We start from the raw sequence: 13,020 nt of genomic DNA on the forward strand, positions 1-13,020 counted from the left end.
AAATTAAAGGAGTAATATGGGAAAAAAGATAGAATATCCGAGAATATGGGGATATACTATTATTGGAGAAGATAAAGAAAAAATGAAAAAAGCCGTAAAAGAGTGTATAAACAACCAGGAATGTGAAATTAAAGATTCAAAATCGCACGGGAAATACCATTCACAAAAATTTGAAGTTTATGTTACATATGAGGAAGAGAGAAATGAATTTTTTAAGCGTCTCAATAAACATAAAGATATAAAATTTGTTTTGTAAAGGTATATAATGATTAGAGAAATTGTAAAGCCAGATAAAGAAAAATTAATTATTCATATACCAAAAGAATATATTGGAAAAGAAATTGAAATTTTAATTTTTCCAAAGAATGAAAATAAAAATGATTTAGAAGAATTTAAACAAATTACTAAAAAAAGAGTTAAACCCAAAGTTTCATATTATAAAGGTATGGAAAATGAGGTAAATAATGATTTATTTTGATACTAATGTTTTAATTTATAATACGCTAAATCAAGATGAAGAAAAATATTTATTGGCTGAAAAATTGATAAAAGATGCCTTAGAACACGATGAGTTTGTAATTTCTTCTCTTGTAATAAGTGAATATATTTTTACTTTATCAAAACTAAAAATTATTAATGAATGTAGGGAACATATTGATTTTTATTCTAAATTTTGTCAATTTACTTTTAATAAACATGATGTTTTAAATGCTTATCAAAAATGTATAAAATTAAATAAATGTAGAAATATTAATGATTTTATTCATTTAGAAACGGCAAATAAGTTTTGTAAAAAGATTATTACATTTGATTTTGATTTTAAAAATTTAGAAAAATTTTATAATATAGAAATTGAAATTGTAAAATAAAGGATAATAATGATTTTAAATACTCCGATTGATATGCATTTGCATTTAAGAGAGGGCAAAATATTAAAAGATGTTTTACCTTACACTGAAAGTCAGTTTGCAGCGGCAGTTGTTATGCCGAATTTAGTACCGCCCGTTGATAATAAGGAAAGACTTCTTTCATATAAAGAGAAAATTTTAAGCAGTTCCAAAGATTTTACTCCTTTAATGAATGTTTTTATGAGAGAATATTCAGAAAAGGATATTAAAAGAATTAAAAGAGTTTATTTTTGCTGTAAAACTTTATCCCGCCGGAATTACAACTAACAGTGAAGGCGGTGTCAGGGGAATTGAAACGGTTTATCCGGTACTTGAAATGATGCAGGAACTTGGAATTCCTCTCAGTATTCATGGTGAAACCCACGGATTTGTAATGGAGAGGGAAAGAGAATTTATTCCAGTTTATGAAAAACTGGCCCGTGATTTTCCAAAATTAAAAATTATAATGGAGCATGTCGGAACTGCCCAAACATTGGATTTGCTTGATAAATATGAGAATTTGTATGCGACCATCACGCTTCATCATCTTCTTTTAACGCTTGATGAGGTTGCAGGTGGAATGCTAAATCCCCATTATTTTTGCAAGCCTGTTGTCAAAACTCCAAAAGACAGGAATGCAATCCAAAAATTTGTAAAATCCGGTCATAAAAAAGTTATGTTTGGAAGCGATTCGGCCCCTCATCCGATAAAAAACAAATTAAAAGGTGCAGCGGGAATTTTCAGCGCCCCTATAATACTTCCGGCACTTGCCGAATTTTTTGAAGAAGATATAGAAACACTTCAAAAATTTGTAAGCAACAATGCAAGAGAAAATTTCAATATTGATGTGCCGGAGAAAAAAGTAAAATTAATAAAAGAGGAATGGACAGCCCCATATATTGTGGGTGAAATTAAACCGATGTTTGCAGGAAAAATTTTTAAATATAAAGTGGTTTCTTAAGCCCCAATATAGGGAATGAATGATTGTTTAGGACAAAAAGAGTCCGGTAATCCCGGGCTTTTTTAAGCTTTTATTAAGTTTATAGATGTATAATTTTAAAAACTCCAAGGGCTGAAAAATGAAAAGAGTAATAAAAAGAGACGGAAGTTATCAAAACTATTTCCCTTATAAAATTGAAGAAGCGATAATTAAGGCTTTTGATGCCACAAATGTTAAATATGACCCTCATGTGTTTAATGAAGTAATTGAACAGATTAAAGAAATAGAGACACCTGAAGTCGAATATATTCAGGATTTAATAGAAAAATCTCTTTATAAACACGGATATTTTGATGTAATGAAAAATTTTATGCTTTATCGGCATTTGCATAAACTTCAAAGAGAAAATTTATTAAATAAAGATGCTACATATATAAACTGCAATACAACAATCGAAGAGTATATTAATAAACAGGACTGGAGAATAAACGCCAATTCCAATACGGGTTATTCACATGCAGGACTTATTAATAATACCGCAGGAAAAGTTATTGCTAATTTCTGGCTTGATAAGGTATATTCTCCCGAAGAGGGAAGGGCCCACAGAGACGGGGATTATCATATACATGATTTGGACTGTCTGAGCGGATACTGTGCGGGTTGGAGTTTAAGGAATCTTTTAAATGAAGGGTTTAACGGAGTAAGGGGAAGGGTGGAAAGCAAGGCGCCCTCTCATTTCAGAAGTGCTCTTGGACAGATGGCGAATTTTCTTGGAATACTTCAGAGTGAATGGGCCGGAGCTCAGGCATTCAGCAGTTTTGATACATATCTGGCCCCTTATGTGTTTAAAGATAAACTGAAATTTAATGAAATTAAAGAGGCGGTTGAGAGTTTTGTATATAATCTTAATGTTCCTGCAAGGTGGGGACAGAGTCCTTTTACAAACATTACCATAGATTTTACGGTTCCGGATGATTTGAAAGACCAGATACCGACAAGAAACAATAAACATTTGCTTGAAGGTATGGAAGATGAAGAATTATTGAAAAAATTACAAAAAAGGAACCCCAATATCAAAAAACTGACAGATGCCACATATAAAGATTTCGAGCCCGAAATGCAGGAAATTATAAAAGCTTATTATGAGGTAATGACAGAAGGTGATGCAATAGGCCAGCCTTTTACTTTTCCTATCCCTACGGTAAACATTACCGAAGATTTTGACTGGGATTCACCTGCTGCTAAGGCTCTTTGGGAAAACACCGCAAAAATAGGAAGTAGTTATTTTCAAAATTTTATAGGTAGTCAGTATATTACAGATGAAAACGGAAACAGGGTGAGAAATCCAAATGCTTATGAGCCCGGAGCGGTCAGAAGTATGTGCTGCAGGCTTCAGCTCGATTTGAGAGAACTTAAAAGAAGAGGCGGCGGGCTTTTCGGAAGTGCCGAAATGACAGGAAGTATAGGTGTTGTAACTATCAATATGGCAAGACTTGGGTATCTGTTTAAAGGCGATAAGGAAGCGTTACTTGAAAGATTGGAATATTTAATGGATTTGGCTAAATCAACCTTGGAAAAGAAAAGAAAATTTGTAGAGGAAATGTATGACAGGGGGCTTTATCCTTATACAAAAAGATATTTGCCGGGATTTAACAACCATTTTTCCACAATCGGCGTAAACGGTATAAATGAAATGATAAGAAATTTTACAAGTGATAGGGAAAATATAGCAACTGTTTGGGGAGTGGAATTTGCAAAAGAAGTGCTTGAATTTATGAGAAATAAGCTTATAAAATATCAGGAAATTACAGGAAATTTATATAACCTTGAAGCGACTCCGGCAGAGGGGACAACATACAGGTTTGCAAAAGAAGATAAAAAAAGATTTCCAAATATTATTCAGGCGGGGTATGAAGATGCGCCTTATTATACGAATTCATCCCAGCTTCCTGCAAATTATACAGACGATCCTTTTGAAGCCCTAAGTCTGCAGGATGATTTGCAAACTTTGTATACGGGGGGAACGGTATTGCATTTATATATGAGTGAAAAATTAAGCTCACCCGAAGCTGCTAAAAAGCTGGTTAGAAAGGCAATTTCTAATTTTAGAATGCCTTATATTTCAATAACGCCTGTGTTTAGTGTATGTCCAAAACACGGATATATAGCGGGTGAACATGAATACTGTCCTTATTGTGATGAAGAGCTTTTAAGGGAAATTGAAGAAGGAAAATATAAAATCGATGACTAATCTAAAAAAGGAGAGAATATGAAAGTAAAAGAATTATCTAAAGAAGAAATTTTGGAAAAATTAAAAGAAAAAAGACAAAAATGTATGGTTTATACAAGGGTTATGGGATATCACAGACCTGTTGAGAGTTTCAATATAGGTAAAAAGGCGGAGCACAGAGAAAGAAAATATTTTAAAGAAAGTTAATGAACGGAATTTATTCCATTCAAAAATTTTCATCCCTTGATTTTCCCGGAAGGCTTTGTGCCATATTGTGGTTTAGCGGATGTAATATGAGATGCCCTTATTGTTACAATAAAGATGTTGTGTTCGGTAAAAAGAGAATTGAAGAAGATGAAATAATCGGATTTTTAAAAACAAGAACAGGGTTGCTTGACGGAGTGACATTTACCGGGGGATGCCCCACGCTTTATCCAAATTTAATAAATTTTGCTAAAAAAATAAAAGATATGGGCTTTGAAATCAAACTCGATACAAACGGTATTAATACAGAAATAATTAAAGAAATGGTTGAAAATAATTTAGTGGATTACATAGCACTTGATTTTAAAGCCCCTCCTGAAAAATTTGAACAGATTACCAAAAACAGATATTATGATAAATTTGAAAAAACACTTGAAATGTTAATAAAAAGCAATATTGACTTTGAAGTAAGAACTACCGTGCATACTGATTTACTGAATGAAAAAGATATAAACAAAATTATTGATGTTTTGTATGATTTGGGATATAAAAAAACGTATTATCTTCAGAATTTTTTTGAAAGTGAAAAAGAAACTCTTGGAAATATCGGACCTCAAAAAAGAAAACTTGACCGTTCGCAAATAATTTCCTCCATTCCTGTAGAATTTAGAAATTTTTAGTATAATAACCTAATTTGTAAATAAGGCTTTTTATGATTTTATATTATATAATATTAGGTATTATCACAGGTATACTTGCGGGCATATTGGGAATCGGCGGGGGTTTGGTAATCGTACCCGGGCTTTTGCTGATTTTTAAACATTTTGGACTGTTTCATAATGAGTATATGCATTTTGTCTCAGGCACTTCTTTGGCAATTGTTTCTTTAACTGTTGTAGGAAATATTATTTCTTATCAAAAACAAAAAAGAATTGATTGGAAACTTTTTAAAACATTAATTTTATATATTGTGCCTTTTAATATTATAGGGGCTCTTATAGCAACCTATCTTCCTTCAAAACTGCTTGAAAAATTTTTCGGACTGGTTATATTAATTTTATGTATCAATATGATTATAAATACATTTAAAAAATATAAATTAAAAAAAGAATTTGAAAAAAAAGAAATTCCTTTTGTTGTAAAAATGGTTATAGGAATTGTCATGGGATTAAAATCCGGAATGTTCGGAATAGGAGGAGGAGCTTTTATAACACCTGTTTTGTTAAAATACGGAATTGACATTAAAAAAGCGACAGCCACTACATCGGCATTGATACTGCCGCTTGGAATAATCGGAATGTTAATGTATATTTTTCTGGGTTTTAATAAAGTCCATTTTCAATGGACGCTTGGATATGTATATTTTCCGGCTGTTTTATTTGTGGCCCCAATTTCTATGGCTTCCACTTATATAGGGGCATGGATGTCTCATAAAATGCCAAAACTCTGGCTTAGAATTTTATTTATTTTGTTTTTGCTTTTTGTAGGGTTACATTCCCTTTTGGGTTAAAATTGGCAGAAGAAGAAATTAAAAAGTTATTACTTTGTCGCATTCTTCCACCCATTTTGCCAAGTCTTGCATCGTAGCTTTTATGGTATCTTCAAAATATGGCTGGTTTTTATAAATTCCGCATCTTGCCTGACATGTTCCGCAAACTTTTAGTTTTATTCCGTTTTGATACATCTCTTTAAGCATTGCAACTAAATCCGTATCATAGGTTTCAGGTTTTTTGTAACATTCCCTTGCCATATCCACAGAATCATTCATTAAAAAAATTCTGACATCATTTCCGTTTTCAAACAATGTTTTGGCAAGTCTTAACCCGTTCCATGCAATATCACTGCCGTCATATGGTTCGTGGTTGAAAATAAATAAAATTTTTTGATTCATATCCGCTCCTTTTTACTAATTTAGCTATTTAGCTTTTTTGCTAAATATTAAAGCGTATGGTATAATCTTTTATAAAAAAAATCAAGGATTTTTATGTTGACGCTTGAAGAAAAAGTCAAGGCTTTTAAAGCCCTGGGCCATAAGACGAGGCTTGAAATTTTTTTAAATATTTTAAGAAAACCTTATGTTTGTGGAATTAACAAAAAAGCCAGAAAAGATGATATTATTTCCCAGGCTTTGTGTGTAGGGGTTATTGCCGAACAGTTTGAATATTCACTGCCCACTATTTCAAGACATATAAAAGAATTAAAAGAAGCCAATTTAATAAAAATGAAAAAAATAGGTAACAGAATTTTTTTAGAACCAAATATGGAAGTTATAAAAGAATTGCAGGAATGCTTTAATTCTATGGTGAAGGAATAACAAATGCTTTTTGATAATTTAGTAAAAGATTACGAAGAATGGTTTGAAAAACATACAAAAATTTATGAAGAGGAGTTAAAAACAATTAAAGAATTATTGCCTGAGGGAAAAGGTATTGAAATAGGGGTGGGAACCGGCAGGTTTGCAGCACCTCTTGGCATTAAAGTTGGGATTGAACCAAGCAAAGAAATGAGCGAAATCGCCAAAAAAAGAGACATTGAAGTAATTAATATTACAGCTGAGGAGATGGATTTCGAGGAAGAGTTTGATTTTGCTTTGATTGTAACAACAATCTGTTTTGTAAAAGACCCACTTAAAACGCTTCAAAACACATATAAAGCATTGAAACAAGGCGGGTTTGTAATTGTAGCTTTTGTAGATTTAAACTCTCCTCTTGGCATGTTTTATGAAAAAAATAAATTTAAGTCTAAATTTTATAAAGAAGCTATCTTTTTTACAAAAGATGATATAATTGATTTACTTCAAAAAGCCGGATTTAGTGAATTTGAATGTGTGGAAAATTTATACGGAGAGGGTTTAGATAATTTAAGTTTTGAAATAAAAAGTTGCAACGGCGGGGCATTTAAGGTTATAAGGGGAAGAAAATGAGATTCAGTATAGTTTTTGATAATTACAGGGCAAATGAAAAATTAGAGAGTTTTTGGGGATTTGGATGTATTATAAATGATAATTTTTTGTTTGATACAGGTTCTAACGGAAGGGCGCTAATCAGGAATATTTCAAAAATGGGATTTGATATAAAAAAACTTGAATATCTTTTTATTTCACATCCTCACTGGGACCACATAGGAGGAATTGATTCTGTGGTTGATATAAACAGAAATTTAACAATGTTTTTACCGGATTCATTATCAGCATTATATATAAGGGATTTAAAAAAATTAAGCAAAAAAGTAAAAGTTATTAATGAATATCCCACTAAACTTTTTGATAATTTTTATTCAACCGGAGTTATGCATCCAATTGGTGAACAAAGCCTTGTAATTGATGAAGGAGAGTTTTCAATAGTTGTTACAGGCTGTGCGCATCCGGGGATTGTAAATATTGTAAAAAGAGCAATTGAGATGCTAAATAAACCGGTGCTTTATGCACTTGGAGGATTTCATTTAATGAGAAGCAGTGAAGAAGAAATTGCTGAAGTTATAAATGAACTTAAAAATTTAGGGGTTGAATATGTAACACCAACTCATTGCAGCGGTGATTTGGCAATAGGGATGTTTAAAGAAACTTATGGGGAAAATTTTATACCGGGCGGAGTCGGTAGAATTATTGAATTTTAGATTTTTTATGTCTCACCCTCCTTAGTTCTTTTTCAATAATATCATCATAAGCCCATTTTTTAAGGGTTTTTTGAATAAGTTTAGGTGGCAGCTGAGGTTTGTTATACATTCCTTTTGCCTGTCTCTGACGCTGGGCTTCATACAGCATTACTGCATTTGCCACAGATACATTAAGACTCTGACTCATTCCATACATTGGAATAATCACTTTTTTATCTGCATATTTAATTGAAATATCACTTACACCATCAACTTCGTTGCCAAGAACTATTAAAGTAGGTTTTGTATAATCAACTTCTCTAAAATCAACAGAAGTTTCATCAAGCATGGTAACTACCACCTGATAGCCTTCTTTTTTAATATCCTGATAAAATTTTTCTATATCGTTAATATATTCATTAAATATCCAGTTATGGGCACCCATAGTTATATCATTGTTTAATTTTACTTTTTTCTGGTGCCTGTAATAAAGTTTTCCTATATTTACGGCATCGCAGGTCCTGACAATTGCCGAGAGATTGTGGGCGGAATAGACATAATCCATAAAAACCCTTAAATCCCGCTGTCTTGTGTTTAAAATTTGTTTCATTTTACCTAATCTTTCCTGAGTAACTAAATACACTTTTTTCCTTTTTGTTATTTGAATGTTATTTTAACATTTTAAAATAATGAAAAAATGGAGGTTTTATGTTAAATATTAATAAAACAGTCTTAAAAAAATATCCTCAGTTAAAAAAGCTTCCAAAACCTGTCTCTAAAGGTGTAATTAAAACAATAAACAAAATTGTCCATAAAAATGAAATTGACGAATTTTTAAAAGAATTTCCCCAAAAAGAGCCTTTTACTTTCATTGAGGAAGCGCTTGAGAAGTTAAATTTCTCTTATAAATATACAGTATCTGAGATAGAGAATATTCCCGTAAACGGCAGGATTATAATTATCGCGAATCATCCGACGGGTATTTTAGATACATTTTGTCTTATTGATTTGGTAAAGAAGGTCAGAAAAGATATAAAGGTTATGGCAAATAATTTGTTGTTACTTGAACAGTTAAAATCTATTCTAATAGGGGTTGATAATTTTGACAATAAAATTACAAAAGCTTCGTTATCAAACATTAATAAGTCCCTTCATAATGAGGAAGCTGTAATAATTTTTCCTTCGGGTGAAGTTTCAAGGCCGACTCCCACAGGAATAAGGGACGGCAAATGGCATAAAGGATTTTTACATTTTGCAAAACATAATAAAGCCCCGATTTTACCTGTTTTTATAAAAGCTAAAAATTCCAAAATATTTTACAGTATGTCTTTGATTAATAAAAATTTATCTTCTCTTCTTTTATTTAATGAAATGTTTAAGAAAAAAAATTCGCATCTTGAATTTAAAATTGGAGAATTAATCCCGTTTGATAGTTTTGATAATAAAATTGATGAACAATATCAGGTAAAACTTTTTAAAAAACATCTTTATAAAATTGGAAAAAATAAAAAGGAAGTTTACCAAACTCAAAAACCGATTATTCATCCTGTTGATAAAAAAGAGCTTAAAGATGAATTAAAGCGCTGCGAAGTTTTAGGAAAAACAACCGATGGAAAAATTATATATCTGTATAAATATTCTCCAGACAGTGTTATTTTAAAAGAGATTGCAAGGCTAAGGGAATATACATTCAGAAAAGTGGGCGAGGGGACAGGTAAAAGAAAAGATAAAGACAAGTATGATTATTATTATGACCATATAATTTTATGGAATGAAGATGAACTTGAAATAGTGGGCTCTTACAGAATAGGAAATGGAGAGTTTATATATAAAAAATTTAAAGAAAAAGGGTTTTATACCAATACTTTGTATGAATTCGGTGATGAGTTTATAAAAATTTTACCGAATGCAATAGAACTTGGAAGAAGTTTTGTAGTACCAAAATACTGGGGCAGCAGGGCGCTTGATTTACTTTGGCAGGGAATAGGTGCTTATATTAAAAGTAAAAATAATATTAGATATCTTTTCGGGCCTGTGAGTTTAAGCACTGAAATTCCTCTTTTTGCCCAGGAGATGATAATTTATTATTTTGATAAATATTATGGAAAAAACAAACATTTAGTAAAAGCAAAAAATCCTTTTATTGTTTCAAAAAATTCATTGGAAGAATTTAATTCTGTTTTTAAAGGCGGTTTAAAAGAAGATTTTAATATTTTAAGAAGCTATCTAAATTACTATAATACTTCTATTCCTACTTTATATAAGCAATATACTGATTTATGCGAAAGAGAAGGAGCCAGCTTTATAGATTACAATGTGGATGAGGATTTTAACAATTGTATTGACAGTTTTGTATTGGTTGATATTTCTACCATTAAGCCGCAAAAGAAAAAAAGATATCTTTAATTGTTATTTTAATGTTATTTTAATTTCCTATACTTTCTTTTGAAAAACTTTTAAGGAGAGGGAATGAAAATTAGAAAATACGGTTTGATGTTATCAATTGGTTTGATAATGATGAGCGGATGTGCAAACAATATGAATTTGGACAGACAATCAAAAAATGTTCAAAATGAATATTTTGCACCGACCGGAGATAGGTTAACACCCGCAGGCAAATTAATAAAATACGGAACTGCGGACATAGAGCAGCATGCAATGGACTGCAGGCTTTCGCCGGATGGGAAAATACTTGCGGTTGAGGGGAGGTTTTATTTAACATTGATTGATACAAAAACAGATAAAGTTATAAATGAAATTAATCTTAAAAAATCTTTTTTATCTAAAAAACATTCAGGTAATATGTATTCGGGAATTGCTTTTTCAAAAGACGGAAAACATATTTACTGGACAACAAGTTTGGGAGATATTCTGGAAGCCGCTTTAACAGGTACAAATGCGGCAATAAGTAAATTTTATCATTTTGATAAAGAAAACGGCAGACCCGCACTTCCTAACGATATAAAATTTTCAAAAGACGGGAAATATATGTACGTTACACTTAACGGTGCTGATAAAGTAGCAAAAATAGATGTGGCCACAAAAAAATTGGTTTGGGAAAAAGGGACAAAAGGAAATTTCCCATACGGCTTGGCAATTGCCAATAAGAAAATTTTTGTTACAAACTGGGGAGGGAAATTAGCCAATCCGTATAATGACATTGTTTCAAAAGGCGGATGGAATGATGAAAAAGCAGGATTTATAAAGGTTGATTCCATGAGTGAAAGTGCGGCAAGCGGCACTGTAAGCGTTATGGATGAAAACGGCAATGTAATAAAAACCTTAAACGTGGGGCTTCATCCGAATGACATTATTTCAAACGAAGAAGGAAGCAAAGTTTATGTGGCAAATGCAAACTCCGATACTGTTTCGGTTATTGACACAAAAACTTATAAAATTGAAAATATAGGTGTTTCACCAAACAGGGTTCCTTACGGATTTTCTCCTGATGCCCTGGCGCTGTCCCCAGATGAAAAATTTCTTTTTGTGGCGGATGGAAACCTTAATTGTGTCAGTGTAATTGATTTAAGTAATAATCAAGTAATCGGACTTATCCCAACAGGTGCGTATCCTGGGGGGCTTGATGTTTCAAAAGACGGGGAAAAGTTATATGTAGCCGATACGGAAGGGCTTTATTCAAGAGCTACAACTCAAAATAAAAATGACAAACACTTCAAATTGAATTATCCTCAAAAAGGAAGAAAAAACATTTCAACTGCTGGGTATTACAATACACACAGAGAATTTGCATATATTTCTGATATAAAATTGCCTGAGCTTGAAAAAGAGGATTTACAATACTGGACAAATCAGGTTAAGACCAATATGCAATATAGAAAACTTAAAAAAGCAATCGAAGAATCTATGCTTCCTCCGAGAAAAAATGTTAAACCTGTTCCGGTTCCTGAAAGACTCGGGGAACCTTCTGTATTTAAGCATGTTATTTATATTATAAAAGAAAACAGAACGTATGACCAGGTTTTAGGTGATATGAAAGAAGGTAACGGGGAAGCTTATTTAACGGTATTCGGTAAAAAAGTTACTCCTAATATGCATAAATTAGCACGTGAATTCGGACTTTTGGATAATTTTTATGATGTAGGCAAATGTTCGGCCGAAGGACATCCTTGGAGTGATAGTGCATTTGTGGATGATTATGTGGAAAAAAATGTAAGAGGCTGGTTCAGGGGATATCCTCATGTAATTTTGGATGCGATGGTTTCACCAAAAACAGGATATATCTGGGATGATGTTCTTTTCCACGGACATACTTTTAAAAATTACGGTGAAAATGTTCAGGCTGATGTTCCAAAATATTCAACATGGAAACAGTTTTACACTGATTATAAGAATGGAATTTCAATACCGTTTAAAAATTATGTATCTTTAAACAATATTGCAAAATATACTTCAAATACATATCCGGGATATGATCATCACAGAATACCTGACGAGATAAGGGCGGACGCATTTATTAAAGATATTAAAAAAGCAACTGACAGTAATTTCCCTGATTTTACCATAATGGCTCTTCCGGCTGACCATACTTCTCATCTAAAACCTGGATATCCGACACCTGCGTCAATGGTTGCGGATAATGATTTGGCTTTGGGGAGAATTGTAGAAGCCGTTTCGCACAGCCCTATATGGAAAGATACTGTAATTTTTGTATTGGAAGACGATACCCAGGACGGCTGGGACCATGTTTCTTCATACAGAGGTCCTGCATGGGTTATCAGCCCTTATTCAAAAAAACACCAGGTAATTCATACTTTTTATACACAGTTATCGGTTTTGCATACTATAGAAAGAATTTTAGGAATTCCTCCTATGAATATTAATGACGCAACTGCCCCTGTTATGTACAGCTGTTTTACAAATAAACCTGATTTCACCCCTTATACGCATGTTAAAAACCAGATACCTCTTGATAATATGAATCCAAAACCTGATGAGTTAAGTGGATTGGCTCGTAAATGGTCTCAAATAGCATCAAAATTGGATACAAAAATGGATAATTCAGCAAATGATGATTTGCTCAATAAAATGATTTGGTATTCTGCAAAAGGCTATAATACGCCTTATCCTTCAAAATATGTTATAAAAAGCAGCCATATAGACGATGACGATTAAAATCACGGAAAATTTTCCGTGTATTTTCAGGG

Annotated in this window: 12 protein-coding genes and 2 pseudogenes; 12 read left to right on the forward strand and 2 right to left on the reverse strand. The window is 32.2% G+C overall.

Annotation, left to right across the window (positions count from 1 at the left end; genetic code table 11):
- Positions 1-16 precede the first annotated feature (16 nt).
- The 7 genes and pseudogenes from DZ65_RS0104025 (at position 17) to DZ65_RS0104060 (ending at position 5,771) form a co-directional block, all read left to right on the forward strand.
- Entirely contained in the window at positions 17-256 is a 240-nt protein-coding gene (locus DZ65_RS0104025) for a DUF493 domain-containing protein (protein WP_024791272.1), read from the forward strand.
- A gap of 9 nt (positions 257-265) precedes the next feature.
- The gene (locus DZ65_RS0104030) at positions 266-478 is read left to right on the forward strand and encodes a hypothetical protein (protein WP_024787379.1); all 213 of its coding nucleotides are present in this window, start codon (positions 266-268) and stop codon (positions 476-478) included.
- Complete coding sequence (locus DZ65_RS0104035; RefSeq protein ID WP_024787380.1) at positions 465-869, forward strand: type II toxin-antitoxin system VapC family toxin; 405 nt, start codon at positions 465-467, stop codon at positions 867-869. The genes DZ65_RS0104030 and DZ65_RS0104035 overlap by 14 nt, the downstream gene beginning before the upstream one ends.
- A gap of 9 nt (positions 870-878) precedes the next feature.
- A pseudogene (pyrC, locus tag DZ65_RS11460) lies at positions 879-1,848 on the forward strand (dihydroorotase).
- 118 nt (positions 1,849-1,966) lie between these two features.
- Positions 1,967-4,264, forward strand: a pseudogene (locus DZ65_RS0104045) (ribonucleoside triphosphate reductase).
- Positions 4,264-4,941 (forward strand): anaerobic ribonucleoside-triphosphate reductase activating protein, encoded by a 678-nt coding sequence (locus DZ65_RS0104055; protein ID WP_024787384.1) that lies wholly within the window; start codon positions 4,264-4,266, stop codon positions 4,939-4,941. Before DZ65_RS0104045 ends, DZ65_RS0104055 begins: the two are co-directional and overlap by 1 nt.
- A 32-nt stretch (positions 4,942-4,973) precedes the next feature.
- Entirely contained in the window at positions 4,974-5,771 is a 798-nt protein-coding gene (locus DZ65_RS0104060) for a sulfite exporter TauE/SafE family protein (RefSeq protein ID WP_024787385.1), read from the forward strand.
- An 18-nt stretch (positions 5,772-5,789) separates the two neighbouring features.
- Here DZ65_RS0104060 and DZ65_RS0104065 read toward each other — a convergent pair whose 3' ends face one another.
- Positions 5,790-6,152 (reverse strand): DsrE/DsrF/TusD sulfur relay family protein, encoded by a 363-nt coding sequence (locus DZ65_RS0104065; RefSeq protein ID WP_035908145.1) that lies wholly within the window; start codon positions 6,150-6,152, stop codon positions 5,790-5,792.
- Between the two features lie 93 nt (positions 6,153-6,245).
- Here DZ65_RS0104065 and DZ65_RS0104070 point away from each other — a divergent pair, with 93 nt between their 5' ends.
- From DZ65_RS0104070 to DZ65_RS0104080, 3 genes are read left to right on the forward strand one after another with little or no spacing between them, the layout of a single operon-like run.
- Positions 6,246-6,575, forward strand: a complete 330-nt coding sequence (locus DZ65_RS0104070) for a helix-turn-helix transcriptional regulator (protein ID WP_024790757.1) — start codon at positions 6,246-6,248, stop codon at positions 6,573-6,575.
- 3 nt (positions 6,576-6,578) lie between these two features.
- Positions 6,579-7,184 (forward strand): class I SAM-dependent methyltransferase, encoded by a 606-nt coding sequence (locus DZ65_RS0104075; protein ID WP_024790758.1) that lies wholly within the window; start codon positions 6,579-6,581, stop codon positions 7,182-7,184.
- The gene (locus tag DZ65_RS0104080; RefSeq protein ID WP_024790759.1) at positions 7,181-7,876 is read left to right on the forward strand and encodes an MBL fold metallo-hydrolase; all 696 of its coding nucleotides are present in this window, start codon (positions 7,181-7,183) and stop codon (positions 7,874-7,876) included. The genes DZ65_RS0104075 and DZ65_RS0104080 overlap by 4 nt, the downstream gene beginning before the upstream one ends.
- On the opposite strand, the gene DZ65_RS0104085 is transcribed toward DZ65_RS0104080, so the two are convergent.
- A complete protein-coding gene (locus DZ65_RS0104085) occupies positions 7,863-8,498 on the reverse strand; it encodes a TrmH family RNA methyltransferase (protein ID WP_024790760.1) in 636 nt (211 codons plus the stop codon). The two genes, DZ65_RS0104080 and DZ65_RS0104085, sit on opposite strands and share 14 nt — an antisense overlap.
- Before the next feature lie 65 nt (positions 8,499-8,563).
- Between DZ65_RS0104085 and DZ65_RS0104090 the strand changes: the two genes are divergently transcribed.
- Positions 8,564-10,261 carry a lysophospholipid acyltransferase family protein gene (locus DZ65_RS0104090; RefSeq protein ID WP_024789581.1) on the forward strand — a complete coding sequence of 566 codons (1,698 nt, stop codon included), beginning with the start codon at positions 8,564-8,566 and terminating at the stop codon, positions 10,259-10,261.
- A gap of 63 nt (positions 10,262-10,324) precedes the next feature.
- Positions 10,325-12,988: a bifunctional YncE family protein/alkaline phosphatase family protein gene (locus DZ65_RS0104095; RefSeq protein WP_024791273.1), complete on the forward strand. Its 2,664-nt coding sequence runs from the start codon at positions 10,325-10,327 to the stop codon at positions 12,986-12,988.
- Positions 12,989-13,020 lie beyond the last annotated feature (32 nt).

Source organism: Lebetimonas sp. JS032, from assembly GCF_000523315.1.
In the GTDB taxonomy this organism is placed as follows: Bacteria; Campylobacterota; Campylobacteria; order Campylobacterales; family Nautiliaceae; genus Lebetimonas.

Excerpts from the sequence above, each read along its gene's own strand:
- DZ65_RS0104030 (WP_024787379.1), top strand. The coding sequence starts at position 266 with ATGATTAGAGAAATTGTAAAGCCAGATAAAGAAAAATTAATTATTCAT.
- DZ65_RS0104070 (WP_024790757.1), top strand. The coding sequence starts at position 6,246 with ATGTTGACGCTTGAAGAAAAAGTCAAGGCTTTTAAAGCCCTGGGCCAT.
- DZ65_RS0104025 (WP_024791272.1), top strand. The coding sequence starts at position 17 with ATGGGAAAAAAGATAGAATATCCGAGAATATGGGGATATACTATTATT.
- DZ65_RS0104080 (WP_024790759.1), top strand. The coding sequence starts at position 7,181 with ATGAGATTCAGTATAGTTTTTGATAATTACAGGGCAAATGAAAAATTA.
- DZ65_RS0104090 (WP_024789581.1), top strand. The coding sequence starts at position 8,564 with ATGTTAAATATTAATAAAACAGTCTTAAAAAAATATCCTCAGTTAAAA.
- DZ65_RS0104055 (WP_024787384.1), top strand. The coding sequence starts at position 4,264 with ATGAACGGAATTTATTCCATTCAAAAATTTTCATCCCTTGATTTTCCC.
- DZ65_RS0104095 (WP_024791273.1), top strand. The coding sequence starts at position 10,325 with ATGAAAATTAGAAAATACGGTTTGATGTTATCAATTGGTTTGATAATG.
- DZ65_RS0104075 (WP_024790758.1), top strand. The coding sequence starts at position 6,579 with ATGCTTTTTGATAATTTAGTAAAAGATTACGAAGAATGGTTTGAAAAA.
- DZ65_RS0104035 (WP_024787380.1), top strand. The coding sequence starts at position 465 with ATGATTTATTTTGATACTAATGTTTTAATTTATAATACGCTAAATCAA.
- DZ65_RS0104065 (WP_035908145.1), bottom strand. The coding sequence starts at position 6,152 with ATGAATCAAAAAATTTTATTTATTTTCAACCACGAACCATATGACGGC.
- DZ65_RS0104060 (WP_024787385.1), top strand. The coding sequence starts at position 4,974 with ATGATTTTATATTATATAATATTAGGTATTATCACAGGTATACTTGCG.